Source organism: Romboutsia sp. 1001216sp1 (assembly GCF_039841805.1).
Classification (GTDB): domain Bacteria; phylum Bacillota; class Clostridia; order Peptostreptococcales; family Peptostreptococcaceae; genus Romboutsia_C; species Romboutsia_C hominis.
The window spans coordinates 273,856-300,348 of the sequence record NZ_JBDPHA010000001.1; the positions used below are offsets into that span (position 1 = coordinate 273,856).

The 26,493-nt window shown below is 27.2% G+C and carries 25 protein-coding genes and 1 other annotated feature; of the genes, 4 read left to right on the plus strand and 21 right to left on the minus strand.

Annotated elements, in window-relative coordinates; all coding sequences use genetic code 11:
* Positions 1-2: 2 nt before the first annotated feature.
* The 6 genes from oraE to ABHC41_RS01460 all read right to left on the minus strand — a co-directional run bounded on the left by oraE (position 3) and on the right by ABHC41_RS01460 (position 7,252).
* Positions 3-2,219, minus strand: coding sequence for a D-ornithine 4,5-aminomutase subunit OraE (gene oraE / locus ABHC41_RS01435; RefSeq protein WP_166505052.1), 2,217 nt, complete (start codon positions 2,217-2,219; stop codon positions 3-5).
* The gene (locus tag ABHC41_RS01440) at positions 2,213-2,587 is read right to left on the minus strand and encodes an ornithine aminomutase subunit alpha (RefSeq protein WP_092926745.1); all 375 of its coding nucleotides are present in this window, start codon (positions 2,585-2,587) and stop codon (positions 2,213-2,215) included. Before ABHC41_RS01440 ends, oraE begins: the two co-directional genes overlap by 7 nt.
* 127 nt (positions 2,588-2,714) lie before the next feature.
* Positions 2,715-4,133, minus strand: coding sequence for a 2-amino-4-oxopentanoate thiolase subunit OrtB (ortB, locus tag ABHC41_RS01445; RefSeq protein ID WP_271892000.1), 1,419 nt, complete (start codon positions 4,131-4,133; stop codon positions 2,715-2,717).
* Positions 4,123-4,434, minus strand: coding sequence for a 2-amino-4-oxopentanoate thiolase subunit OrtA (gene ortA, locus ABHC41_RS01450; RefSeq protein WP_092926749.1), 312 nt, complete (start codon positions 4,432-4,434; stop codon positions 4,123-4,125). Before ortA ends, ortB begins: the two co-directional genes overlap by 11 nt.
* Positions 4,435-4,518: 84 nt before the next feature.
* Positions 4,519-5,583, minus strand: a complete 1,065-nt coding sequence (gene ord / locus ABHC41_RS01455) for a 2,4-diaminopentanoate dehydrogenase (protein ID WP_092926751.1) — start codon at positions 5,581-5,583, stop codon at positions 4,519-4,521.
* 271 nt (positions 5,584-5,854) lie between these two features.
* A complete protein-coding gene (locus ABHC41_RS01460) occupies positions 5,855-7,252 on the minus strand; it encodes a sigma 54-interacting transcriptional regulator (RefSeq protein WP_166505049.1) in 1,398 nt (465 codons plus the stop codon).
* Between the two features lie 268 nt (positions 7,253-7,520).
* Here ABHC41_RS01460 and ABHC41_RS01465 point away from each other — a divergent pair, with 268 nt between their 5' ends.
* On the plus strand, positions 7,521-9,467 hold the full coding sequence (locus tag ABHC41_RS01465; RefSeq protein WP_195236920.1) for a HAMP domain-containing sensor histidine kinase: 1,947 nt from the start codon (positions 7,521-7,523) through the stop codon (positions 9,465-9,467).
* 30 nt (positions 9,468-9,497) lie between these two features.
* Here ABHC41_RS01465 and ABHC41_RS01470 read toward each other — a convergent pair whose 3' ends face one another.
* The 3 genes from ABHC41_RS01470 to ABHC41_RS01480 form a co-directional block, all read right to left on the minus strand.
* A complete protein-coding gene (locus tag ABHC41_RS01470) occupies positions 9,498-10,352 on the minus strand; it encodes a RelA/SpoT domain-containing protein (RefSeq protein WP_207733503.1) in 855 nt (284 codons plus the stop codon).
* Positions 10,353-10,422: 70 nt separating this feature from the next.
* Positions 10,423-11,055, minus strand: coding sequence for a hypothetical protein (locus tag ABHC41_RS01475; protein ID WP_092926759.1), 633 nt, complete (start codon positions 11,053-11,055; stop codon positions 10,423-10,425).
* Positions 11,056-11,172: 117 nt separating this feature from the next.
* Positions 11,173-12,006 carry a DegV family protein gene (locus tag ABHC41_RS01480; RefSeq protein ID WP_195236919.1) on the minus strand — a complete coding sequence of 278 codons (834 nt, stop codon included), beginning with the start codon at positions 12,004-12,006 and terminating at the stop codon, positions 11,173-11,175.
* A 224-nt stretch (positions 12,007-12,230) separates the two neighbouring features.
* Here ABHC41_RS01480 and ABHC41_RS01485 point away from each other — a divergent pair, with 224 nt between their 5' ends.
* Positions 12,231-12,779, plus strand: a complete 549-nt coding sequence (locus tag ABHC41_RS01485) for a TetR/AcrR family transcriptional regulator (protein WP_195236918.1) — start codon at positions 12,231-12,233, stop codon at positions 12,777-12,779.
* A gap of 91 nt (positions 12,780-12,870) precedes the next feature.
* Here the strand turns inward: ABHC41_RS01485 and uvsE are convergent, their stop codons facing one another.
* Positions 12,871-13,830, minus strand: coding sequence for a UV DNA damage repair endonuclease UvsE (gene uvsE, locus ABHC41_RS01490; protein ID WP_195236917.1), 960 nt, complete (start codon positions 13,828-13,830; stop codon positions 12,871-12,873).
* A gap of 165 nt (positions 13,831-13,995) precedes the next feature.
* Here uvsE and ABHC41_RS01495 point away from each other — a divergent pair, with 165 nt between their 5' ends.
* The gene (locus ABHC41_RS01495; protein ID WP_195236916.1) at positions 13,996-15,585 is read left to right on the plus strand and encodes a polysaccharide biosynthesis C-terminal domain-containing protein; all 1,590 of its coding nucleotides are present in this window, start codon (positions 13,996-13,998) and stop codon (positions 15,583-15,585) included.
* 38 nt (positions 15,586-15,623) lie between these two features.
* Here ABHC41_RS01495 and ABHC41_RS01500 read toward each other — a convergent pair whose 3' ends face one another.
* The 8 genes from ABHC41_RS01500 to asnS form a co-directional block, all read right to left on the minus strand.
* Complete coding sequence (locus ABHC41_RS01500) at positions 15,624-16,481, minus strand: alpha/beta hydrolase (RefSeq protein ID WP_166505040.1); 858 nt, start codon at positions 16,479-16,481, stop codon at positions 15,624-15,626.
* Positions 16,482-16,568: 87 nt separating this feature from the next.
* On the minus strand, positions 16,569-17,315 hold the full coding sequence (locus ABHC41_RS01505; RefSeq protein WP_207733502.1) for a nitroreductase family protein: 747 nt from the start codon (positions 17,313-17,315) through the stop codon (positions 16,569-16,571).
* 90 nt (positions 17,316-17,405) lie between these two features.
* A complete protein-coding gene (locus ABHC41_RS01510) occupies positions 17,406-17,882 on the minus strand; it encodes a zinc ribbon domain-containing protein (RefSeq protein WP_166505039.1) in 477 nt (158 codons plus the stop codon).
* Positions 17,883-17,901: 19 nt separating this feature from the next.
* Complete coding sequence (locus ABHC41_RS01515) at positions 17,902-19,242, minus strand: hypothetical protein (RefSeq protein WP_195236915.1); 1,341 nt, start codon at positions 19,240-19,242, stop codon at positions 17,902-17,904.
* Between the two features lie 87 nt (positions 19,243-19,329).
* Positions 19,330-19,623 (minus strand): rhodanese-like domain-containing protein, encoded by a 294-nt coding sequence (locus tag ABHC41_RS01520; RefSeq protein WP_195236914.1) that lies wholly within the window; start codon positions 19,621-19,623, stop codon positions 19,330-19,332.
* Between the two features lie 65 nt (positions 19,624-19,688).
* Positions 19,689-19,871: a hypothetical protein gene (locus tag ABHC41_RS01525; protein ID WP_092926777.1), complete on the minus strand. Its 183-nt coding sequence runs from the start codon at positions 19,869-19,871 to the stop codon at positions 19,689-19,691.
* Positions 19,872-20,095: 224 nt separating this feature from the next.
* Entirely contained in the window at positions 20,096-20,284 is a 189-nt protein-coding gene (locus tag ABHC41_RS01530) for a ferredoxin (RefSeq protein ID WP_092926779.1), read from the minus strand.
* Positions 20,285-20,442: 158 nt separating this feature from the next.
* Positions 20,443-21,843: an asparagine--tRNA ligase gene (asnS, locus tag ABHC41_RS01535; protein WP_166505037.1), complete on the minus strand. Its 1,401-nt coding sequence runs from the start codon at positions 21,841-21,843 to the stop codon at positions 20,443-20,445.
* A gap of 94 nt (positions 21,844-21,937) precedes the next feature.
* Positions 21,938-22,170, minus strand: a binding site (T-box leader).
* Between the two features lie 138 nt (positions 22,171-22,308).
* On the opposite strand from asnS, the gene ABHC41_RS01540 reads away from it, so the two are divergent.
* Entirely contained in the window at positions 22,309-22,701 is a 393-nt protein-coding gene (locus tag ABHC41_RS01540; protein ID WP_166505036.1) for a hypothetical protein, read from the plus strand.
* 36 nt (positions 22,702-22,737) lie between these two features.
* On the opposite strand, the gene cspC is transcribed toward ABHC41_RS01540, so the two are convergent.
* The 3 genes from cspC to ABHC41_RS01555 all read right to left on the minus strand — a co-directional run bounded on the left by cspC (position 22,738) and on the right by ABHC41_RS01555 (position 26,448).
* Positions 22,738-24,420, minus strand: coding sequence for a bile acid germinant receptor pseudoprotease CspC (cspC, locus tag ABHC41_RS01545; protein WP_195236913.1), 1,683 nt, complete (start codon positions 24,418-24,420; stop codon positions 22,738-22,740).
* A 21-nt stretch (positions 24,421-24,441) separates the two neighbouring features.
* Positions 24,442-26,127, minus strand: coding sequence for a S8 family peptidase (locus ABHC41_RS01550; protein WP_195236912.1), 1,686 nt, complete (start codon positions 26,125-26,127; stop codon positions 24,442-24,444).
* 117 nt (positions 26,128-26,244) lie between these two features.
* On the minus strand, positions 26,245-26,448 hold the full coding sequence (locus ABHC41_RS01555; protein WP_334292232.1) for a DUF3787 domain-containing protein: 204 nt from the start codon (positions 26,446-26,448) through the stop codon (positions 26,245-26,247).
* Positions 26,449-26,493: the final 45 nt, after the last annotated feature.

Sequence of the window (26,493 nt, forward strand, 5' to 3'; positions counted from 1 at the left end):
GTTTAATTATTTCCTTCTAGTGCTAATTTTTCTCTTCTTTTTTCAACTAAGAACGTAGCTACGTTAACCCCTCTATCACTTCTTCCAAATCCAGCATCCATTCCATTTTCAACTGCTATATCAGGCGTTACTTGAGTTCCTCCTGCTGCTACCATTACCTTATCTCTTATTCCCTTTTCTACACAATATTCATGTAGTTTTTTCATATTTTTGTAGTGTATATCATCATGACTTATTATAGTTGATGCAAGTATAGCATCTGCATTTAACTCTATCGCTGCATTTACTAATTTTTCAACTGGCACTGATGTTCCTAAGTAGTGGCATTCTATACCATATTTTTCTATACCACCATGTTTTATGTCTATAACTTCTCTAAGTCCAACAGAGTGTTCATCTTCTCCTATTGTTGCACAAACGATTTTCATAGGCATTTTTTCTATATCTTCTCTTATTTCATCATCTGTCATTACCTTTTGCTCTTCTGGTATATCAAGTTTAGCTATATCTATGCTAAATGGAACTTTACCTTTCAACTCTATTCTAGTTCCTTCTGCACTATGCATAACTTCTCTGTGGATAACTTCTACTTCTTCTAGATTCATTTTCTTAGCAAATTCTATAGCTGCAAATTCAGCAGTTCTCTTATCTGTTGGTAGCATCATAGTAAGCATTACTGTACCATCTGCACACCATTCCATTTCTGGCTTTATATTAGTAGAATTTCTAAATTCTTCTACCTCTTTAAGTCTTACGTTTACATTATCCATATCATCTAGTTCATCTATATATATTATTTTATCTGGTTCTTCAAAAGTACATCCATCTATCAACTTAGAAGGATTATCTACTAAAGTTTCATCATATTGAGCTACATTATTGTATCCAAAGTGAGCTGTAACTGGAGCTAGATAATCTTCATCTCTTTCATATACACTTCCTGCTCCTACTCCTTCTCTTATCTTTCTACTTATTCCGTCTCCATTTCTTTCTGGGTAGTTACCAGAATCAACAAAGAATCCTTTTTCAACAGCTTCGAAATATCCACCTTCTTCTAATATTTCTTCCATATATAATACTGCTCTTTCTTTTAACTCTCTTGCTTTATCTCTAAGTGGACCTGTTTTTTTAAGTTCTATCATATCCATAAGTCCATCCATACCAACAAGTGCTTGTTTTGCAGTATCACAAGCTTCTATGTTGTACATATGCCAAGGAACGTTTCTTCCTTCGTCTGGAGTTATAGTAGATTGTATATCAGCTCTTGTTAAAACTGAAGTCAATAAGTTAAGTACATGAGTTACTGTTGCTTCTCTAGTTGATGAATCCATATATTTAGTATTCATTTGTGCTCTCATTTTATAGTCACTAAATAACTCTCTTAAAGCTACTGCATAAGGTAGGTCTAGTGTTAAACATGGTGCTGGAGGTGCTGTTGGTGGTACTGTTGATAGGCATATATTGTCTTTATTAATTCCTACTTTTTCTGAGAATACTGAGTTTAGTGCATGTTGAACCATAAGTTCAGGCATAACCTTCCAAGCTTCTCTAGCTGTTGCATTTGCATTGTGTGCTCCATCTATTTGAGCCATATTAGCAAAAGCCATTATATTTTTTGCTTCACAAGCATCAACAAATGATCTTATCATATTTATATTTCTATATAATACGTTGTATTGTGGGTCTTGATGAGCTCCGTTTATTCCTTCTTCTGCAAACATTACAGCAACCTCAGGTCCTGCAACTCCACTTACATAAGAATGATAGTTTATTGGTCTTCCAACTTCTTCTTCTATAAAATCAAGAGCTTTTCTTTGTGCTCTAACTTGCTTTCTTGTTATAGGAACTCCTCCTATTCCCTGTGGTGTTCCTTCTATTAATCCATCAAAGTGAGATTGACCAGCCGTTCTTATAACCATTAAATGGTCTGCTCCATGATGTGCTGCCATTCTCATTCTTCTTATATCATCTTCAAATCTTCCTGATGCTATTTCTGTTGTTATAACTGCATTAGGTTGAGGGTCTATATTATTAAAGTATTTAGCTGAAGGAAGTGCTACACTTTCTTTTAAAGGTGCTGAACAATCCTTATATTTAAAAGGTCCCATTTCTAAATCTTTTTCATTTTCTCTCCATGTCCAGCCTCTTCTTTTTGGTCTATAATTTTCTAGATCTTTTAATATATATTCTATATCTAATTTTTTATTTTCTTTTAACATTGTGCTCCCTCCTTCGCAAATAAACTAACTGCTTCATCCCAATACTTATTTTCTATAAGCATAAGACCAGCTTCGCGAACACTTATATTTTTTTCTTTGGAAAATTTATAAACAACATGCCCCGCACCTTTTCCTATAAGTCCATTTTCAAGTACACCATTTACTATTTCTTTAGCTTCTAAAGAAGAAAATCCCATTCTTAGTAGTACTGATCTTTCTATTGATGGTGTGGTATTTTTTCTTCCTAGTTCTATCATCGGTTCAACTATTTCACTTGCTAAGCTCCAAAATCTATTCTTTAATTCTTCATCACTTAAATTTGCTAGATGAACTCTTCTTTCATTAAAATCATCATTTCTCTTTTTCATACGTCTCCCCCTATTCTCTATTACTTTCTATTTATGAATCTCTATATTATAATTTTAAACCCTAATTTTTAGTTTTTTATACTCTATACTAACTAATCATGATAAGTGAAATAATTAGTATGTAAGGCTATTTCCCTTTAACTAGTATTTCATTAGCAACATTTTTTACAAACTCTATATCGCACTTACAATCTTTAGCTAAAAATTCTATATCTTCATTATTTAACTTACTTACATTATTATTTTTTATTGCATTTTTTATATAAGATTTTTTTATCTTATTCATGTCTAAATCAACTGCTTTTATCATACTTGGATGTGATGGTAATATTAAATTTTCTCCACAAACTTCATCTTGTGGATTTCCGAACTTAATTTCTATCCCATTTTCACGCGCAAATGTAAGTTGTGGATTTATATGTTTTCCAGCTCCTGTATACTCTGTTTCTTGAACTACTATTATTTGGTCTTCATCTAGTTCTCTAGCTAAACTAAATGCTACTGCCAAAGATGTATTTCCAGCTGGACCTCTCTCTATACCTTCAAGTTGTGCTAGTAGTTCTGTCATATAAAATACTTCCCCTTGACTTACTGTTAAGTATCTATCCATATATCTTAGTGGTCTTGCAGCTGATCTTGGTACATCTGAACGGTCTGGCCAAGTACAAAATGGTATTCCAAACCCAGTGTGCCCTGTAGTAAATGATTTTTTATTAAATTGAGTATCACTAGCCATATGAAGTCCTTTTAGGTTGACGCTTGCACCTACTACTTTAACATCTGTAGCCCCAGCTTTTTTTAGTCCTCTAGCTGTTCCCGTTAAATTTCCTCCCCCTGCATTAGTGCATACTACTACATCTGGATCTTTTCCTAATTTTTCTCTACACTGCATAGCTATTTCATATCCTAATGTCTCAACACCAGCTATCCCAAATGGAGAATAAAGTGATGCATTAAAATATCCTGTTTCTTCTAATAATGTTAAAAATGTATAAAATAACTCAGGTCCTACAGTTAATTGAACAACTTCTGCACCATAGGCTTCACATTTTCTTGCTTTTTCTATTATTTCAGGCTGACCTATTCCATTACTGTCATAACACTCCTGAACTATTATACATTTAAGGCCTTGTATAGCTGCTTGAGATGCAACTGCTGCTCCATAATTTCCACTAGTTGCTGCAATTACTCCCTTATATCCCATCTTTTTAGCATGATATACTGCTGTTGCTGCACGTCTTGCTTTAAAACTTCCAGATGCATTACATGCTTCATCTTTTACAAATATCTTTGCACCTTTTCCCTTTGGCGATACTTTTCTAGCAAGTTTAGTTATATTTTTAAGCTCTATTAATGGAGTATTTCCTACTGCGAAATTTCCTTGGATTTTTTCTATTTCGCTTAAAGAATATCCTGTTTCTTTCATCATTTTTTCATAATCAAAGGATATTCCTTCGTTTTCAAACTTTGTATAGTCTATCCCTATTGCATTTTTCATTATTTCATTTTTTCTACTCATTACAGCACTATAACTATTATCTTTCATTTTCTTCACCTCCAAATAGTATATTTCTTGCCTGTAAACCTATTTGAAGTAATTCTGGTATACACTTTCCATAATCATGTTCATAATATGGTTCTACTTTTAGTAATTTTCCACTTACATTTCTTCCTGTTATAGTTTTTATATTGACTAGTTCCCCAATATTAGCATCTTCTTCTATAAATCCTTTAACCCACATTTCAAGAGGATGTAATTTTGTATCATCTGGAACTTGTGGCGCCCTTTGGCTAGATTCTAATACTATGTTGTGAATTATTACCCAATTTCCACGCTTAGCATCCATAAATCTACTCTCCTTTTTTTCCAATACTAGTAAAATTAATTTACTAGTATTGGTTTGTTATATTCTTTATTTATAAATTTATATTTAAGCCTTAACAGTTTCTTTTAAATTAACTAATTCTCTCATATCGCCCATTATTGCTCTTGGAACAGGTATATCAAGCATTGTTCTAAGTCCTGGTATTGCATTTATAACATGTGGTATAGAATTTACACACATTGCTATAGTACCTATCCCTCCTGGTATCTCTGGAGTTATTTGTAAATTTATATTTGGAGTACCTTTTATAGTTACATAATCTCCTGTTGATTGCCCTTCTAAGTGAGGTAATATTTGTTGTGGATGTTCCATTTCTATTTTAACTTTTCCATCAACATATCCATATCCACATTGTCTACAACCTGCAACATTTCCTGCTTCTACCTCAGCGTACTCGCTCTTTCTATATACACTACTCATTATTGGTTCTCTAGTTTCCTCTACTTTTTCTAAATTCCATCCTATACCATGTGTTATCATGTTTATAGATTCAGGAAAACCTACATGACCTGCTATTGATCCATCTTTAACTCCATTTTCAAATTCATCTTTTGTAACTCCAACCCCCTGTTCTATCATAACTGCTTTACCAAATGGAGATAAGTCATTTACTCTAGCAGCCTTTATATACTCTACTTCTTCGCAAGTTCCAGTTAAAGCAAGTATTAGTAAATCAAGTACAAATCCTGGGTTTATTCCTGTACCAAGTACACTTACTCCATTTTCTTTAGCTATCCTATTTAATTCTTCAGCTAATTCTGGTTCTTGTGCTTTTGGATAAGACATTTCTTCTGCTGTTGATATAACGTTTATTTTTCTTTCTAATATGTATTTTATCTTATCAAATGCTCCTTTAGTGAATGAGTCAGTTGCAAGTAACACAACATCTGCACATTCATCAGTGAAAGCTTCTTTATAATCAGGCTTTATTATAACTTCTGGCCTTTCTCCTCTTTCACACCCTAGTACATCATATACACTTTTATTTACTCTTTCTGGATGCATATCACAAACTGCAACTATATCTACTCCATTTTTTTTAAGTAACATTTTTGCCATTCCACTTCCCATTGCTCCAAATCCCCATATTCCAACTTTTATATTTCTCATATATACTTCCCCCTTATATTTATTTTTTATGCTTTATATATAAAGCAAGAGTAATGCCAATTTTTTAATTTTTCCTATTTTTTAAAAATTTATCTATTTTTCCCCTCGTAATTTTTTATACATAGGGTATCTTTCCTTTTTTACATGCAAGAATTTTATATTAATCATAAAACTGTTGATACCTTATACAAATGATATATATCAATAGGTTTGAAAATAAAAAAAAAGAGCATTAAATTTTGCATGTACTGCAAAATTTTTTGCTCTTATACTATCTATTAATTCTTATATTATATTTTTTCATTTTATACTGAAGGTTTTGCCTTGTTATTCCAAGTATAGCAGCTGCTTTTGTTACATTTTCTCCCGATTTTTCTAAAGCTTCATGTATATATCGTTCTTCTATATCTCCTATTATCCAATCTAAAGGCTTTGAGCCTATATCTATTATATATGTATTTTCTGATAAATTGGTTTTATATTCATTTATATTTATCATATCTTCATCTAAAACATCTTCATTTTCCATAAGGCTCATACTAGAGTATATAGTATTTTCTAATTCTCTTACATTTCCTTGCCAAAAGTGATTTTTAAGTACCTTAGCTCCCTTTTCAGATATACCAATTAAGTTTTTATTTAATTTATAATTATATTTTTTTATAAATTTATTTGCAAGCAATATAATGTCTTCACCTCTTTCTCTAAGAGGTGGTATTTCTATATAAATTACATTTAATCTGTAATATAAATCTTTCCTAAGTTTTCCTTCATTTAATATATCTACAGGATTTTCATTAGTTGTAGCTATTACCCTTACGTCAACTGGTATATCCTTTGTTCCTCCAACTCTTCTTACATATCCTTCTTGAAGCACCCTAAGTAGCTTTGCTTGAAGTTGAAGTGGCATAGAATTTATTTCATCTAAAAGTATTGTACCCTTATTAGCTTGTTCAAATAAACCTGGCCTATCTATTGCACCTGTGAATCCTCCTTTTACAGTTCCAAATAGTATTCCTTCTAATAAGCTTTCGGGAAGTGCCGCACAATTTTGTGCTATAAATGGTTTGTCTCTTCTTTTACTTTCATAGTGTATAGATTGACTTATAAGTTCTTTTCCTGTTCCTGTTTCCCCATATATAAATACTGTTGCATCACTTTTAGTTGCTTTTTTTGATATGTTAATTGCTTTTTTTATACATTCACTTTCACCTATTATATCGCTAAAATTATATCCTTCTTTTGTCTTATTTTTTCTATTATTTTCCTTAATATCATTTAATTTTATAATCTGTTCTGATAATGTTTGAATTTGAGTCATATCTTTTGAAACTTCTAATGCGCCAATTAGCTCCCCATTAATTTTAACTGGTATTGTCGTATTTATAGTAGTTATTTCTTTTCCATCTTTGTTTAAGTATTTTTGTACATTATCTTTTATCTCTTTTTTATTTCTAATAACCTTAAGTAGCGTACTATTTTTTATTTCCATATTTTTTAATACGTCTTTGAAAGATTTATTTAATACATCTTCTTTATTCATATGTTCTAATTTTGCCATAGCATTATTATATATTAATGTTTTTCCATTTTTATCTATAAAATGTATACCTTCATCTATGCTTTCTATTATTTTTTCTATAACTTCTTTATATATATTATTTTGCATAGCCCCTCCACCTAAATATCTATTTTATAATATAAAAATTTTTTGTATCAAACTTTTTCTTAAAATTACAACATACTTTTAAGAATTTAACTTTTGCACCCTATTTTCCTTTTTTATCAAATATATTTATTAGATATATAATTTTATATTATTTCAATTATTTATATATGTGTTATAAAATATCTTTCTATTTTTGATGTAGGTATTTATACTTTTTTCTGCTATAATTTCTATATAATTACAATTTTTTTCAAAAGGGTGTATAAAAATGTTGAATAAAGTTAAAAATAATTTTAGGTATTTAATATTACCTACATTAATAGTTTTATTTTGTCTAAATACTACAAATACAAATGCAATTTCAACAAAAAATGTATTATTCATCAGTTCATACTCTCCAAGTTTTATAACATTTGATGACCAATTAAATGGTATCTGTGATTCTATCGATAGTAACTACGAAGTTCAAATAGAATATATGGATATAAAAAAATTTAATGATGAAGAATTCAGAAAAAATTTCTATAATTTAATAAAATTTAAAACTAAAAATTATAGAAAATATGATGGCATTATTCTCGGGGACGATGCTGCTTTAGATTTTGCACTAAATAATTTAGAGTTATTTAAAAATACTGCTGTGGTATTTCTTGGTATTTCAGATGAAGATAATATAAAAAGGGCAATGGAGAGTAATATAAATGGGGGTGTTATAGAAAATCCATCTATATCAGAAAATTTAAATCTAATACATAATTTATTTAATGAAAATAAAAACTTAATCTTAATAAGTGGTGATGAAAGTAAGTATAAAAAAGAGATTGATGAATTTTATAGCTTTAAATCTAAATACAAAAATTTTAATTATAAAAATATTGTAATACCCGATAAAATTGATGAATCCTTTTTATCTAAGCTATCTAATATAGATAAAAATAAAGATGTTGTTTTGTATCTACATCCATATATAATTAACTCACCTAAAGACTTATATATATATGAATCAGTTGAAACAATCTCTAAGTATATAGATGCACCTATGTTTACAACCTTAAACTATAATCTTTATGATAATATGGTTGGTGGGAAAGTAGTAAGTCATTATGAACAATCTACTCTTGCAAGTAAATTACTTAAATCGATATTAGATGATAAAGTAAATACAAAACAACTTATAACCAGTGATGAGGCTAATGTATGGTGTTTTAATTATGATAATTTAGTTAAATATAATATACCAAAAAATAAGCTTCCAAAAAACTCAATAATAATAAATAAACCCATTCCATTTTTTGAAAAACATAAGGAACTTATTTTTCCTGTTACTTTGACTTTAATTGGACTAGTATGTATAATAATTGCTTTACTTATACATGCCCATAAAACTTCAAAACATAAAGAGGAATTAAATAAATCTAAAAAGATTGCTGAGGATGCTAATATTGCAAAAAGTAATTTTATAGCTAATATAAGTCATGAACTTAGGACACCAGTTACTGTTATTTCATCAGCTAATCAACTTTTAAGTATATTATTATCTAAAGAAACTTTACATAATGATGATAAAATACTTAGCAACTTAAATATTATTTCTCAAAATTCAAATAGACTCATTAGACTTATAAATAATGTTATCGACGTAGCTAAGTTTGACTGTGGGTTTTATAACTTAAAACTTAAAAATATCGATATAATATCATTTATAGAAAATACTGTTTTATCTGTAATTCCTTATGCTAAATCTAAGAAACTAAATATAATATTTGACACTAATGTAGAAGAACTTAACATGTGTGTTGATCCTGAAAAAATTGAAAGGATAGTACTAAACCTTCTTTCAAATGCTATCAAATTTTCAAGTGAAGGAGAAGATATATTTGCAACAATAATTTCAGATGAAAATAATTTTAATTTTATAGTTCAAGATAATGGTGTTGGTATAGATGAAGCTAACTTAAATAAAATATTTGAAAAGTTTACTCAAATAGATAGTGTATTTACCCGACAAAATGAAGGAAGTGGAATAGGACTTTCTATTGTTAAATCATTTGTAAAACTTCACCAAGGTACTATAAGTGTTAACTCAAAATTAGGTGAAGGATCCTCTTTTATAGTATCATTACCTATAAATTCTACATTAACTACTTGTGATGATTTAGAAATACCTTCTAACTTAGATGGTGCTAGCATTGAACTATCTGATATATTTAAATAAAAAGATACAAGTTAAAACTTGTATCTTTTATTATATTAAAATTTCATCTATATCTCTTATAAGCTCTAATTTCTTAGTGTCACTTATTTCTTTATTAACTTCTATTTTCTTTTTTAGTGCTAACAATTTCTCTTTTTTTATATCTAGTCTAGATTTTCTTATGTCCATTTCATCAAAACTTTTACTTAACATATTTATAAGAGACGCCATTTCATCAGAACTTCCTGCTATTCTATTTAATAACATTAAATTTTGTTCTAATAACTCTGGTATTTCGCTTAATGAATATCTAAGTTGATGATCTATTTCTCCATATCCTTCTTCAAATATAGTTCTAACTTGTATCTCAGATATAACTTTTTGCGTCGTAGGGTAAGATTCTATAAGATAATGTACTGACCTATACCCTGATATTCTTGAACACACTTCTATACCCAATTCTTCAAATTGCTTAGTATTATCCCCTTCTCTAACATTTGCTACTATTTCATTAACACGCCACATAAGGCTTATAAAATCATGTATTTCTTTCCAATCTTCCTTAAATATATGTATAACTCTTATTCCTAATAAATCTGTTATTTCTTGTTTATAGTTTGATACAGTAAAATTAAAATCTTCTCCATACTTTTTTCTTCTGTCTGGTGTTTTTCTTATTACTTTTTCTAATAAGTGCTCTTCATCTTTAACCCTAGTTTTAACTGAGTGTACTTTTTTATGTGCCCTTAATATATTTGCTATTAATTCAGCTTGCGTTTCATAACTTTTTCTATAATTTTTAAAATCCTCATATATATCTACTAGATCATTCCAATTTATATTATTTTCAATTAAAAAATCTTCACTTATATTGTAACTATTTAAAAAGTCTGTTTTATTAATCATTTCAGCCTCCACTTAAGTTCGTATAAATAATATTATAACCTATAAAAAACTTTATTTGTAAGCAATCTTTCTATAGGCTAATAGATATATTATTTTGATTGTCTATAATAAATCCATATTTTTTATATAAATTTCTTAAATCCTTTTCACTTATAATATTCTCATCTGCTACTAATAGACCTTCTATAATTTTTATTTCCTTTAGATTATTCTCTTTAAGTACCTTATTAATATCTCTAATTATATCTTTTAAATTAATAAGTATCTTTCTACCATATCCTTTTTTTGATTTAATAGCTCTAAAATTATTTATGTATAAACTAGATCTTTCTTTGTATTGATAGTATACACATTCCATATATGCCTTATTTTTACTGCCACTTAATGTTTGTATATTCACAGGTATACCTACAGATATAGTATTTATATCTATACTAATAATAATATACATTAGTCTATCTAAATTATCTTTATATTCTTTAATTATTATATTTTTTTTATCATTTGATTTTATATACCTTTTTAAATTTCTTAAAAATTTAACATAGTAATTATACTCATCAATATATTTAAAATCATCTTCATTTAAATTGTATTTATTATTATCTTTAATCACACTAAGTTTTAGTTTGTTTATAGCACTTATATCTTTAGTATTTATATATTGTTTCATTTTATTTATCTTAATATCTAAAGTTTCCATATGCTCCCCCCCTAAAAATAGTATTTTTACAATTTTATAGGAGTATAAAACAAAAAAGAACTTACTCATATGAGTAAGTCCTTTAATTTATTTAATACTATTTATATTTTTGAGCTACTATAATATGCTTATAAGTATTGCACCTTTTGAAGTATATGTTCCCATAACTGATCCAACTTCACTTATAGTTATATTTTTAAAATCATATTTATCTTTCATTATCTCTTTTATTTTTTCTGCTTTTTCTATACAATTTGAATGTGCTATTGCTAATGATTTTTTATCATCATTTATATATTTACTTACACTATCTATTACTTTTTTTATACAATTATTATCTCCTCTTGCTTTATCTACTGGTTTAACTACACCATCTATTACCTGTATTATCACCTTAAAATTAAGCACATTTATTATTTTTCCAGCTAAAGGATTTACTCTTCCTCCCTTTATAGCATTTTCTAGAGTATCTAGTGCTCCAAAAAATATAACTTCATTTTTTAATTTTTCAATTTCACTAACTATTTCCTCAAGAGATTTCCCTTCCTCTGCTAATTCACATGCTTTAACAACTAATAATCCTTGACCAATTGAGCCATTTAATGTATCTATTATTTCAATCTTTTTGTTATTTTCTTCTAAAAACATATTTTTAGCAAGCAATGCTGTTGAGTATGTAGCTGATAATTTAGATGTTAATGTAAGTACTAAAATTTCCTCTTCCTTGCAGTCATAATGCTTTACAAACTTTTCAGGAGATGGACAAGAAGTTTTTGGAAGTTCATTAGAATTGTCCATCCTTTTATAAAATTCACTTTTTTCTATATCTCCATCTTCATAAACATCTTCTCCAAAAGAAACATTAAGTTTTACTATGCCTATATCATATTTTTCTATTGTATCTTTATTTAAATCACATGAGCTATCTGTTATTATTTTTACCCTTTTCATAGATCTTTCCTCACTTTATTATTTTTAAATTCACCATAATATTAGAAATATAAATCAGTCGGTCGGTTGACTGATTTATATTTTCATTGTATATTTACTATATATAAAAGTCAATAGTTAAAATATATTATTGAGATCTTCTCAATTATATGATTTATTGACAATAAAATTTTATGATATTATAATTTACTTGTTATAATAGTAGTATTTGAAAGGGATATCACATGAAACCAAATAATATGAAAGAAAATATTTTGCTTACTGCAACAGATTTGATGATTAAAAATGGTATTAAAAATACAAGTCTAGCAGATATAGCAAAAGCTGTTGATATAAGTAAAGGAACTTTGTATTATCATTATTCTTCTAAAGATGATTTAATATCAGATATAGCCAACATGCATTTAATGGCTATTACAAATGCTGCTCTTGATTGCGTATGTAATATAGATTCTGATGCTTCTAACGAGCAAATGATAAATCTTATAATGGATAAAATATCAACTATTGAAGGAAGAGGCAGAATTCACATGTATATACTTTGTGAGGCTATAACTAGTAATGATAATTTAAGAGAAGAAATAAAACTTAAATATATTGAATGGAGAAATACTATTAAATCAGAACTTATAAAAACTAATAAAAAAGATGCAGAAGCCCTTTCTTTTTTACTAGTATCTATAATAGATGGTTTAGTTGTACAAGGTTTATTAAAAACTGAAAAAATACCATATGAATCTATAGCTAACTTTTTAGTTAGTCGTTTTATATAAAAGACATCTTAAATTTAAGATGTCTTTTTTATATAATAGTGATTTTCCTATATTTAAAATACTATTTTTATATTAAGAAAATAATCTTACATTATAGTATAATAGTACTCTCGTCTTCAAATACTATAAGCTTGTCTAGATTTTTTATATCACTCACTAATCTTTGTAGTGCTAAATCTTTTTTCTTAGCCTCTATCATTACATCTACATCCTTATTTACATTATCTTTTATTAAATATATAAACTTTAAGAATTCTTTAGCATCTATATAATCAGAATGTCTTCTATCATTTTCAAATTCTCTAGGCGTAGAAAAATGTATCTTAGGTTGCAATTTTTCATTTTTCCACGTATTAAATATATCATTTAACAATCTATCTATATTTTCGCCATTATTGTTACAATTATGATGATGTATGTCTAAAACCATAGGTAAATTCAGTATTTTACATATATACAAAACATCTTTTACAGTAAATATTTTATCGTCATTTTCTAAGATTAACTTATTTTTAACTATAACTGGAAGTTTATTAAAATTTTCTATAAATCTTTCTATAGCTTTTTCTTTTCCTCCCTTTGCTCCACCAATATGAATAACCATCTTAGCATCCTTACAATTTATATCTTCTAAAAAATTAGCTTGCATAGTTAAATTCTTAGATGTATTTAAAAATACACTTTCTCTATCAGTATTTATTACATTAAATTGGTCTGGATGAATATCAATTCTTAAGTTATTATCATTTATGATCTTACCTATATATTCAAAATCTTTTTTAAAATACTTTCTATAGTCCCACATAACTTCTGGATGAGTTGCTAATGGTATAAGATTTGAAGTTATTCTATAAAAGTGTATATTGTTTTTTATATTATATTTTAATATTTTCTCTAAATCAATTATATTTGAATATGTTACTTTTTTTAATTTGTTCAATCTTTCTTCATCACTATTCATACTAGAATATCTTTTAAATGTAAGAGTACTTGACGAAGTTACTTTTGGTAAATTAAGTGCTATAGCAACATATCCTAGCCTTATTCTCATATCTATTCTCCTTATCACCTTTTATATTTACTATTAATTTTTGCTTTTTTTTTAATTTTATTAATAGATAATATTTACTATTAATTTTTCATATATATATACATGTCTATATTAATATAATTATTTTTATAGACTATATATTAACTTAATGAGGAGATAAATTTTATGAACATAGTTAAAAGAAGAAAACTTTTAATAAATGCGTTTATTTTAACGTTTACCACCGTTACACTGGGGTTTATAAATACTGGATTTCGAGTGTATATTTCTAATGAAATTGGTGCTGAAGGTATGGGGTTATATCAACTTATAATGAGTATTCATATAATGACTTCTACTTTTGCCATATCTGGTATTAGAGTAACTACCACTAGGCTTATAGCTGAAGAACTTGGAAAAAATAACAGAGCTAATATAAAAAAAATTATGAATAGAGCCTTTGTATATAGTCTTTTCTTTAGTTCTTTAACTACATTTATAATTTACAATAGTTCAGAGTTTATAGCTATAAAATTTATCGGAGATGAAAGAACTATATTCCCTCTAAAAATATTAGCTTTAAGTTTACCTTTTATCGGTATTTGCTCTTGTCTTCATGGATATTTCTATGGAATGAGAAAAATTGTAAAAAGTATAACTTCAGATATTCTTGAAGTATCTTCATCAATGATAATAATAATAACTTTTTTAGGTTTATATTTGCCTAAAGGTCTTGATTATACTTGTATTTTAGTAGCTATAGCTATGACTGTGGCTAATATACTAGCAGCTGTTTATTCTTACATTCTATATTTATTTGAAAAAAAATCCGGATTTAGGCGCATTGATAGTACTAGTTCTAATTGTAGTTTATTGACTATTTCCAAAATAGCTTTTCCTATTGCTTGTAGCGCTTATATACAAACAGGCCTTAGGACTTTAGAAGATATTTTAATACCAAATGCTCTTAGACAATTTGGTTCTACTACTTCTGCTTCTTTATCTATATTTGGTATGATTAAGGGTATGGTACTTCCTATTCTCTGCTTTCCATCTATATTTTTAGCTTCATTTTCTACGCTAATAATACCTGAAATAGCCGAAGCTAAAGCACTTAATCAAACTAATCGAGTAAATAGTATAATATCTAGAGTTTTTAAATTTACACTTATGATAGCAGTGTTTGCATCAGGACTTTTTATTATATACTCTAAAGAAATGGGCATTACTATATATAATAGCGCTAAAGTTGGAGATATGATGAGAATTCTTGCTCCTTTGATACCTTTTATGTATCTAGATAGAGTTGTTGATGGTAGTTTAAATGCTCTTGACCAACAAGTTAGTACATTAAAATATAACCTTATAGATATGAGTGTTAGAATTGCATTAATATTTTTTGTAATCCCTAAAAAGGGTATTGAAGGTTTTATATTAGTATTATTTGTTGGTACTTTACTAAATGCAACTTTAAGTATAAATAAACTATTAAAAGTTACAAAACTTGATTTTCTTATAGGTGATTGGATTTTAAAACCAGCCATATCCGTTACTTTATCTGCTACTATAGTAAAATATATTTTTGATGTTACAAATATAAAGACTCTAATTATACCACAAGTATTGTTAGTTATTTTGTTTTATTTTATATTTTTAATATTGTTTAAATCTATAAGAAAAAATGATGTTATGTGGTTTATAAATGCTTTTAGAAAGGATATAAATCCTACTAAAATTAGTGACGTAGGTTTTTATAAATTTTACAATAATATGTAAAAATAAAAATACTATAGGATTCCTATAGTATTTTTTGTTTAATTTATCTCTTTTAAGAATTTAATTATACTCTTAGCAGTTTTGTTAATTTGCTCTTTTTCACTTATTAATGCTTCATTATCTCCATTTTGAAGTCCATAATCTCCAAAATAGGAATGATTAGCACCTTCTATTTCTACATAAGTAGTATTGTTAGGTAAATCTTTTTTAGAATCTATTAGTGATTCAAAGTTTACTACACCATCCTTACTTCCCCATATAGACACTACGTCTTTTGTCATATTTTTTAACTTATCAGTCATAGGATATGATGAAAGTAATACAACTCCATCTACTAAGTTGTTTTCAGCTGCAAAGCTTGAAGCAACCACTCCCCCTAAAGAATGTCCTCCTACTACCCAATGTGTTATATTTTTATATTCCTTCATTACTTTACTAGCTTCATTTTCTCCCAGAAAAGCTATATTAAGTGGCATTTTTAATATAACTACTTCATACCCAGCCTCTGCTATCTCTTTGCATATTGGTGCATAAGCTTCTGGATTTATTTTAGCTCCTGGATAAAATATAAACCCTTTAGTTACATCCTTATTTTTTGGAGTAAACACTATATTTTTATCTATTTTAACTTCTACATTCTTATCACTTATTAACGCTTCTTTTGCCAATGTTCCTGGTTCATATGTATTTCCTATCCATATAAAAAATCCTAAAAATGATATGCCTAATATTATAGCGATTGTTATAAGTATTTTTCTTTTGATATTTTTTCTTCTTAATTCTTTTTCCTTTTGTTCAGTATGCTTATTTATCTGATCTATTATTAGTGGTCTTTCTAATTCCATAGTTATGCTAAAAGTATCGTCTGATATTCTTTCTTTTCTGTCTTTTCCCATATGCTCCCTCCATAACTCAAAATACTATTATAGTTTATCATATATAAAGTATATTTTCATTAAATTAAGTAACTATTTTTTATTAAATTATCCAGTAAAATCTTTTATCCACTCTTTTATAGACCTATCCATTTCTATTGAAAATTCTGAACTAATTTTATTTTTGTATATTAATTCGCCAAAGTTTTTAGCATTTTTGGGGTTATTTTTTATCATTTTTTCTTCTTTATATTTATACATTTTATTTAAATCATCTTCATTTAATCTTTGGTATTTTTCTTCAAAAACAACATATTCTTTTTCAAATCTATCTCTATAAATCTTTTTAAAATTATCAGGATAATAGCCTAGTGTTATCATACAAGCTGGGAATGTATAGCTTGGTAAATCTAATATTTCTTTATGCTTTTCATAATTTTCCATAATATCTCCTATATAGCAACTTCCTATACCTAGGCTTTCAGCCGCTAAAACTGCATTTTGACATGCTATTATAGCATCATTTACTCCTAACATAAAATCATTTATTCCAGGTGATTTTATATCTTTAACATCACATATATTAAAATAGTCAAACCATTTTCTCATATCTGCTAAAAATAATAATATTACTTGTGCATTTTTTATAAATAGCTGATTATCACAAGTTTTACTTAATAATTCTTTAGTATTTTTATTTGTTATCTTTATAATAGAATACATCATCATATTTCCTGCTGTTGGCGCTTTTATTGCACTATTTATTATTAAATCTAAATGTTCTTTCTCTATCATTTTATCCTTGTATCTTCTTAATGACACTCTTTTATTTATAGTATTTATTACTTCATTCATAATATCCCCTCCCTATATAATTATATATCTATATGCAATTTATATTAATAAAAAATAAGCACCACGTAAAATTTACGTGATGCTTATTTTTTAATTTATTTTATTTCCACAACATGTACAATATATGGAATCTATATCTATATTCATATTACATATTTCACAAGTTATATATTCTTTTTCTTCTAGCTTAAGTTCTACTTTTTTGCCACATTCTGCACAGAATTTAGCACCTTTACTTATTGTGTTTCCACATTCACATATACTCTCTTCCATAGATTTATTTAAAGCTTCTATTATTTTCATATTTTCATATATTATTTTATCTATTTTTACTATCTCATTACTTATCTCATCAAAATCAGTATCTACGATTTCATTTTTTCTTATTTTATCATAAATTAATATCCCCATATCTAAAAATAGCCTTGATTTTAATTCTTGATTTTCATTTATAATCTTATTTATACTATTTTTTTCTTTTATTAAGTCTACTTTATTTTTACTCTTTTCTATTTTATCTTTAATCTTTGATACTTCACCTTCTATTTTCTCTTGTATATTTTCCATATTTATCCTCCAACTATACTTATTCAAAGTTATAAAGTTTATATCCTATAAAGGCTAATATATAGCTATATATAAATGAACTTATAATTGTAATTATAATAGGTAGTCCAAATGTAATAACATTATGATTATTTGCATTTGTAGTTAACATTCCCATACCAACATCAATTTTACTTAACATAGATATTAATGCCATAACAAAAGAATACATTATACTAAATATAAGTAATACATTTTTATCATTATTTTTAAAATGTTTCTTTAAATTACATCCAGCTATTAATATTATAAGACTTACTAATATAAATACTATTATAAATATAAGCTTAGTATCAAAAAATAAATTAGAATTTAATATATTAAATATAGATATTGTATAATCACCTATAACCATAGGAATTAAATTTGCAAATCCCCACATATAAACAGATAATTGACTTACAATTATTCCTGTGTTTATATATTTCATATATTCAGATATACCAAACTCGTATAAATATGTACTATCGGATATAGTAAGTATACCAACAATTATAAATACTAATATGTAACCTATTATAAATATATTTATAACTTTTTTAAATATATTTATATATATGTTTTCTTTGCCTATTCTTTTTTTATATCCTATAGTAAATGTAGATAAAAATCCTATTAAAAAACTATTTATAAATATACTTGTTGTAGCAAACTTTACTTTAAGTAAAGTAGCTATGTTCATCATATCATATGAGTTTAATTCAATTTTTGATATCATACTTATAACTGCCATAAATAAAGCGTAAACTATTCCAACCCCTATAGAATTTATAATGAGTTCATTAGGTGTGTTACTTTTATTTTTCATAAATAATATATTACTTATAACTAAGGATATTATAGGTGCTATTAATAAAGATATTACTCCTAAATGTACGCTTACTTCACCTACACCTATTAAAGATGATGATGTTATATTAATACTACCTAAATTCATACCTAGCATTGTATGAAGTGGACTTATACTAATCCCTAATTTTCCTAAACTTATATCCATCATACCATTAAAAATTACAGATAAAATAAATAAAATCAATATAGATGATACAGAGGTTATAAATATATTAGTGCTACTAGCATAGCTTTTTATATTATTAATATTAAATTTACTTTTTTCTCCTATATTAAATAAGTTTTTATCTACTACTTTAAAAAGCTCATTGCCGCATTGTTTACAATAATTACTTCCATATTTACTTTCAGTATGGCACTTAGAACAATTCATTTCATTATTTATTTCTAGTCTATAATAATTTGAAATTTTATTTAAGATTTTCCCATCCTCTTTTGAATAATTACTATATTTTTCTTCTGTATTCATTATTACCTCCAATACAAGCATTTAACTTATTTATTGCTATATTCATATTATCAAGTATACTATAAAACTCTAGCTAAAAGCTAGAGTTTACAATCCAATTATTCCCTTTTCTAAATTATATAATTTGTTGAATCCTTCCATATGAAGTAGATTACATGCTGTTATACTTCTATGTCCACTTCTACAGTAAACAATAACATTTTTTTCTTTGTATTCTTCTAATTCATCTATCTCAAATAATAAATTATTTAATGGTATATTTATAGAGTTTTCTATATTATTATCTTCATATTCTTCCCTTGTCCTTATATCAATTAATATAGTATCCTCTTTTTTCATTAATTCTTTTAATTTTTTATTATCTATATTTATATAAGCCATATTATCCTCCTTAAATCTTTAATCTATCTATTTAATACCCTGAATATTTTGTTAAAAACATTGTATTAATTAACTTTTCTAGATTTCATAAGCTTAATATGTCTTATTATAAATGATATTTCCATAGTTATAGCTGCACAACTTATAAGCCTTTGAACTATATCTGTTGTATCAACTGCATAGTTATAAAAATATATAATTAATAAAATATCTATTATCAACATTATATTGTCAAGTATCTTTATCATTTTGCCTCCAATTTTTATTATGATTAATAATTATAACATAAAATATAATCTATTTTTCTATATTTTATTAAATTAGGACTTATACTACTCATATATTATTTAGATAATTTGTTAAATTTTTCTGTATATAAAGTTCGCTTATATTTAGTAACGTTTAGATAATTCGATTTAAAGCCGAATAATAAAATTAAAAGCTTAGGATATTCCCTAAGCTTTTAATTTTATTATTCAATTGTTATTGCACTTACTGGACATCCTTCACATGCTTCTTGTGCACTTTCTTGTAAATCCTCACTTATTTCTCCTTCTATAGCTACTGCTAATCCATCATTATCCATATCAAATACTTCTGGGCATATTCCTACACATGCTCCACATCCTATACATACGTCTTTATCTACAAATGCTTTCATTTTAAAGCCTCCTATTTAATTTGTTTACATTATGTATATATCCATATTGTGATGGTCTAAACAGATTTTTTTATATAACTAATTTTTTATTTATTTTTTAAATATTATTATAATATAAAAAGCACTAAACATAAGTCTAGTGCTTTAATATATAAATATTAGAATTCAGCATTTTTAGGAGTTCTTGGGAATGGTATTACGTCTCTTATATTAGACATTCCTGTCATGTACATTATTATTCTTTCAAATCCTAGTCCAAATCCTGAGTGAGTAGCTGTTCCGAACTTTCTAAGTTCTAAGTACCACCAGTAATCTTCCTTGTTTAATCCCATTTCTTCTATTCTTTCTAATAGTTTTTCTTCTCTTTCTTCTCTTTGAGAACCTCCAACTATTTCTCCTACTCCTGGAACTAATAAGTCCATTGCTCTAACAGTCTTTCCATCTTCATTCATTCTCATATAGAATGCTTTTATGTCCTTTGGATAATCAGTAACAAATACTGGAGCTTTAAATATTTGTTCTGTTAAATACCTTTCATGTTCGGTTTGAAGATCATCTCCCCAATTAACTGGGTATTCAAATTCATGTCCGCTTTCTTGTAATATTTTAACAGCATCTGTATAAGTAAGTCTCTTAAATTCAGAGTTTACTACGTTGTTTAATCTATCTAATAATCCTTTGTCTATAAAGTTATTGAAGAATTCCATTTCTTCTGGAGCATTTTCCATTACGTAGTTTATTACGTATTTTATCATGTCTTCAGCAAGTTCCATATTGTCTTCTAAGTCTGCAAAACATATTTCAGGTTCTATCATCCAGAATTCTGATGCATGTCTTTGAGTAAATGAGTTTTCAGCTCTAAAAGTTGGTCCAAATGTATAAACATTTCTAAATGCAAGTGCCATTATTTCTGCATTTAATTGACCACTAACTGTTAAGTTAGCTTCTTTCCCAAAGAAGTCTTTAGAATAGTCTATATTTCCTTCTTCATTCTTAGGTATGTTGTTTAAATCCATAGTAGTTATTCTAAACATTTCTCCTGCACCCTCACAGTCACTTCCTGTTATGATTGGAGAATGTGCATACACGAAGTTTCTATCTTGGAAGAACTTATGTATAGCGTATGCTGCTAAACTTCTTACTCTAAATACAGCAGAGAAAGTGTTACTTCTTGGTCTTAAGTGAGCTATTGTTCTTAGATACTCTAATGTATGTCTTTTCTTTTGTAATGGATATGAAGAATCTGATTCTCCTTCTACTACTACTTTAGTAGCATGTATTTCAACTGGTTGCTTAGCACCTTCTGTTGATACTAATTCTCCTTCTACAAGTATTGATGAACTTATTGGTAATTTAGATATTTCTTTGAAATTCTCTAATTTATCTTCTGCTATTACTATTTGCATGTTCTTAAAGAAACTTCCATCATTTAACTCTATAAATCCAAAGTTTTTAGATGCTCTAGATAATCTTATCCATCCAGCTACATTTACAGTTTTACCTACATACTCTTCTTTTTTTCTGTACAAGTCTTTAATTTCTATAAATTCTTTTTGCATTTTGTTTCCTCCATATTTTATTTTTTATATTACTTATTTTATTTATTACTAAAATATTTATTATTTTGTATTAAAAAAGCCCTTCATCCCTATAAAAAGGGACGAAAGGCTGTTGCTCTCGCGGTACCACCCTAATTGCCAAAACTGGCCTCTTAGTAAGCATTGCTTATAGTCTGTAACGGGACTTCCCGTCTAAGTCTACTCTCTTTCAAGATTTCGGTTAGAAACTCCGAGATGTTCTTCAATATAAACTTCGTATTGAGCTTTCACCATCCTCAACTCGCTATGACTACCTTTTATATTTACTCTTCTCTTCACAGTCTATTATTGTTATATTATTTCAACTATTTAAAAAGATTATACCAACTTATATTTTTTTAGTCAATAATTTATTTTCTAAATAATTATCACAAATGTTTAATACTATATTTATTTATCAATAATATTAGCTAGGAGGTGCATTGCTTGAAATATCTATTTATATTTTTATTTATAATAACATTTATATCACCATCAGTTGATAAAGGATATTCTTCTAATATCATACGCTCATCTGTTTATAATTATATAACTTCTCTAGATAGAGCTAAAGATTATTTTGTAGAAAATGTTTCATTTTTTTCAAAGCTATCTAAATTAAGCTATAAAAAAGCATACGATAATGTCATGAAAGATAGAATATTAGTTAAACACTTAGTTTTATCCGGCGAGACTTTAGACGATATAATAAAAATTTATAATTCTGATATTGAGAATATTGAATATTTTAGATTAGTAGCTCTTAATGAAAATCCTGATACCATTTCCAAAGATTATCAAATATCTTATGGTGATTATATACTCGTTCCTAGTGAATAATTTATATTTTATGTAGACCTATTAAAATAGGTCTACTCATCTTAATATTTTAGCTAATTGTATAAATGTGTTTTTTAAATCAAGTACCCCATAACCTCTTGTTACATTTGGATATATATATAGATCTTTTTTTCTTGCTCCAAGCATTAAGTAAGTTTTTAAAACTTCTGTGAATAATAAATTTCGGCTAAATGCACTTTGACTTGTTATATATTCCATAAGTATAGCTACAACTCCACTTACCATAGAACTGCTTACTCCTGTACCCGTTGATGTGGTATAGCTTCCATTTTTAGATGGAGATATTATATCAACCCCTGGTGCTAATAAATCTGGCTTTATAGGTCTACCTCTTACTGGGCCTTTTGATGAACCTATCCATACACTATCAATCTTATCATCATATGCTCCTATAGTTATTGCATTTGAAATTGCACCAAACAAAGTTATGGTTACAAATGAATTTGGATCTGTAAATCTAGTATCGTTAGAGATTAAGTTTTTATTGGGTAAATACACATCGTACAATCCATCTATAATAAATTCTGGAAATAACCTTAAAGTCCATACTCCTGGTTTAACATTATTTAATTTTATTGTTAATTCTTGAGTCGCTGATTTTATCCAAGGATATAGATATCTAATTTCATAAGATGTATCTTCTATATTAAATTTACCTTTATATGTATAATCATCTGGAGCATATACAACTTTATAGCTTATTTCACCTGATGGTGATATTATTGAAGCTGCTATTTTATCAGGACCTGCAACACTTAATGTTATATCTAAATTTTTTTGCTCTCCAACTTGAATTGGTATATCTTGAATATCATCTATACTATTTATTTTTCCTTGGTAGTGTATATCAGTATTTCCTTCGTTTCCTGCCCCACTAACTACTATTACACCCCTTCCTCTTAAATCATTAAAAGTATCTAGTAATGTAGCTACTACTACAGACCTTGATCTTTCCCCTAAAGTTAAATTAATGATCATGTTTTTTTCTTCTTTTCTAGCTATATCTATAGCATATTTTACTCCTGCTAAGAAGTCTGATAGTTCATAATTAATTTTTCCTTCTTTATAAGTATCTTTATATGATTTTAACTTTATTACTAATAATTCACTATCTACTGCTACCCCTTTGTATTCTCTATTTAAGTTTCCCCTGCCACATGCTATTCCTGAAGCCACAGTACCAGTTCCAATATTATCTTTACTTAAACTTGGATCACTATTTCTTATATACTCATTTATAATATCTTTTTTAAACTCGCTTCCAAATAATAATCCTATTGGAGGGTTCCCCATTTGACTTTCTTGATCCCATATAGATACTATTTTTGTAGTACCATCTGAGTTTATAAAATCAGGATGTAGATAGTCTATGCCAGAGTCTATAATTGTAATTATACATCCTTTTCCTGATGTTTTTATATATGGGTTTTTATCAACATAATCAATACCTGATGCTATTTTTACACTTATTCCACTTTCTAAATTATCAGTTATATCAATTAATGAACTCATAGGTACTGATGGTATCCAATCTGATATGCTTTTTATACTTTTTAATGTCTCTTCTTCAAAACTTTCATCAACATAAATTGATGCTATTTGATTATTTAATATAATATATTTATCTATGTTATATAAATTTAAATCAGTCTCTAAACGTTCTAAATTATCATAAACAATCACATATGATTTTTCCATATAAATATATTCTCCCTAAAATTACCTTAATTGTTCAAACAATCCTCTTATATCTAACTCTCCATATCCATAACTATAATTAGGATATACAACATCTTGATTTCTTCTAGCTCCTGCAGTTAGATATGTTCTTATCTTTTGTACGAATGCTTTATTTTCATAATTCCCATTTACTTGTATATATTGAAGAAATAATGCGACTGCTCCTGATGTGTATGCCGATGCTATGCCAGTTCCTGTCCCTGTTGCATATGTTTTATTTATATATGGACCTATTATATTTACGCCAGGTGCTACTATATCTGGCTTTAACAATGATTCTATGGTAGGTCCTCTTGATGATGGTGCCCATAGACTATTATTTATAGTATCATATGCTCCTACACTTATTACATCATCTAATGTAGATGGATAGTTTATTGTACTTGATGGGTCACTCTTTGAAAATTTAGTTCCTGGTTTGATGAATTTTCTATTTTCTAGGTACATATTATATATTCCATTTGTTATATATGCTCCTATTAATCTAATTTTCCAAATTCCTCTTTTAACATCAGTTAAATTTATTACTGTTCTTTGCTGGCCTGAGTAAGAAAATGGATACGAAAAAGATATTGTGTATCTAGTATTTTCTAAGTTAAATAATCCACTTATAATATTGTAATCAGAAACAAAAGCAACCTTACTTTCATCTCCACTTGGAGATATTATATATAAATCGATTTTATCTGGTCTATTTACCCATAACTCTATATTTAAAATTTCCTCATCTTCCTCTACGTCTATCTCTACATCTTGTATTTCTCCATTAAATCCTAATTTTCCTGATGCATGCGTCTGTGTATTACCTTCATTTCCTACTCCTATTACTTGGCATAATCCATGCTCAAAAAATAACTTATCTGTAGAAAGCCTAGAGCTCATCCCTACTAAACTATTATTTCCCAAAGAAACATTATTAACAAGAGGTTTTCTTTCTTGTCTCGCTTTTTGATACATATATTCCATGGCCGCTATTAAATAGCCATTATTATAATCATTTTCTATTTTCTTTAATTTTACTATTATTAGATCTGATTCTTCTGCTACTCCTTTATACTTAGGGTTTATATTTCCTAATCCTGTGCATATTCCACTTATCATGGTTCCTGTACCTTCTTCATCTACTGATAAAGAAGCATCTTCTTCTAAAATTGCTTTATTTATATCTTCTCTGTTATATTCTGTACCTATATAAAATCCATTTGGTGCTTTTCCTTCTTTTGTTTGATCCCATAGATATAAAATTTTAGATGTTTTATCTGGATATATAAAATCTGGATGTAGATAATCAATCCCAGAATCTGCAATACCAATTATAACTCCTTTGCCACTTATTGATATATTAGGGTTATCTTTAATAAAATTTGCACCTATATCTTCGTTAGCCACAACACCATTAAAAGTTCCTAGATTTATATTTATTAATGATGCTAATCGAATACTAGGTTCTAATCTATATAACGATTTTATATCAATAACATCACTAATATCACTAATATCACTAATACCATTAAGTTCATTATTCTCCGCGAATAATATTCCAAAGTTTTCTGAAATTTTTTCAAACTTAAATTTATCTCCAAATTTTTTTAAATCATCTTCAAAACCTTCTCCATAAATCACATTTCCTACTAAAGTGTAATTTGCTCTAAATTCTTTTTTCATAGTATTTATATCACCCCCATATATGTCAATATTTTATTATTAAAAGTTTCTAAATAAAATTTTTTAATCATCTTTATAAAAAAGTATGCTTTAAATTCTTAAAGCATACTTTTTTTATTATAATCTACTTCCATTATCAACCCACTCTTTAGCATTTTCTACATTATTTAAAGATGGGATTGATACATTAGTTACTTCTTGTAGTTCCTGTGTATTTGCCCAAGCAGCTGTGCTCTCTTGATTTGTTGGCCTATTTGATTTTAATCTTTTGTTATTTTCTCCACTTAATGCTTTACTTTTTTCATTTTGCAAAACTATCACCTCTTTTCATTTTTAGTTTTTGCATTATTTCTTATAAAATACGCT

Excerpts from the sequence above, each read along its gene's own strand:
- oraE (WP_166505052.1), bottom strand. The coding sequence starts at position 2,219 with ATGTTAAAAGAAAATAAAAAATTAGATATAGAATATATATTAAAAGAT.
- ABHC41_RS01440 (WP_092926745.1), bottom strand. The coding sequence starts at position 2,587 with ATGAAAAAGAGAAATGATGATTTTAATGAAAGAAGAGTTCATCTAGCA.
- ortB (WP_271892000.1), bottom strand. The coding sequence starts at position 4,133 with ATGAAAGATAATAGTTATAGTGCTGTAATGAGTAGAAAAAATGAAATA.
- ortA (WP_092926749.1), bottom strand. The coding sequence starts at position 4,434 with ATGGATGCTAAGCGTGGAAATTGGGTAATAATTCACAACATAGTATTA.
- ord (WP_092926751.1), bottom strand. The coding sequence starts at position 5,583 with ATGAGAAATATAAAAGTTGGAATATGGGGATTTGGAGCAATGGGAAGT.
- ABHC41_RS01460 (WP_166505049.1), bottom strand. The coding sequence starts at position 7,252 with ATGCAAAATAATATATATAAAGAAGTTATAGAAAAAATAATAGAAAGC.
- ABHC41_RS01465 (WP_195236920.1), top strand. The coding sequence starts at position 7,521 with ATGTTGAATAAAGTTAAAAATAATTTTAGGTATTTAATATTACCTACA.
- ABHC41_RS01470 (WP_207733503.1), bottom strand. The coding sequence starts at position 10,352 with ATGATTAATAAAACAGACTTTTTAAATAGTTACAATATAAGTGAAGAT.
- ABHC41_RS01475 (WP_092926759.1), bottom strand. The coding sequence starts at position 11,055 with ATGGAAACTTTAGATATTAAGATAAATAAAATGAAACAATATATAAAT.
- ABHC41_RS01480 (WP_195236919.1), bottom strand. The coding sequence starts at position 12,006 with ATGAAAAGGGTAAAAATAATAACAGATAGCTCATGTGATTTAAATAAA.
- ABHC41_RS01485 (WP_195236918.1), top strand. The coding sequence starts at position 12,231 with ATGAAACCAAATAATATGAAAGAAAATATTTTGCTTACTGCAACAGAT.
- uvsE (WP_195236917.1), bottom strand. The coding sequence starts at position 13,830 with ATGAGAATAAGGCTAGGATATGTTGCTATAGCACTTAATTTACCAAAA.
- ABHC41_RS01495 (WP_195236916.1), top strand. The coding sequence starts at position 13,996 with ATGAACATAGTTAAAAGAAGAAAACTTTTAATAAATGCGTTTATTTTA.
- ABHC41_RS01500 (WP_166505040.1), bottom strand. The coding sequence starts at position 16,481 with ATGGGAAAAGACAGAAAAGAAAGAATATCAGACGATACTTTTAGCATA.
- ABHC41_RS01505 (WP_207733502.1), bottom strand. The coding sequence starts at position 17,315 with ATGAATGAAGTAATAAATACTATAAATAAAAGAGTGTCATTAAGAAGA.
- ABHC41_RS01510 (WP_166505039.1), bottom strand. The coding sequence starts at position 17,882 with ATGGAAAATATACAAGAGAAAATAGAAGGTGAAGTATCAAAGATTAAA.
- ABHC41_RS01515 (WP_195236915.1), bottom strand. The coding sequence starts at position 19,242 with ATGAATACAGAAGAAAAATATAGTAATTATTCAAAAGAGGATGGGAAA.
- ABHC41_RS01520 (WP_195236914.1), bottom strand. The coding sequence starts at position 19,623 with ATGGCTTATATAAATATAGATAATAAAAAATTAAAAGAATTAATGAAA.
- ABHC41_RS01525 (WP_092926777.1), bottom strand. The coding sequence starts at position 19,871 with ATGATAAAGATACTTGACAATATAATGTTGATAATAGATATTTTATTA.
- ABHC41_RS01530 (WP_092926779.1), bottom strand. The coding sequence starts at position 20,284 with ATGAAAGCATTTGTAGATAAAGACGTATGTATAGGATGTGGAGCATGT.
- asnS (WP_166505037.1), bottom strand. The coding sequence starts at position 21,843 with ATGCAAAAAGAATTTATAGAAATTAAAGACTTGTACAGAAAAAAAGAA.
- cspC (WP_195236913.1), bottom strand. The coding sequence starts at position 24,420 with ATGGAAAAATCATATGTGATTGTTTATGATAATTTAGAACGTTTAGAG.
- ABHC41_RS01550 (WP_195236912.1), bottom strand. The coding sequence starts at position 26,127 with ATGAAAAAAGAATTTAGAGCAAATTACACTTTAGTAGGAAATGTGATT.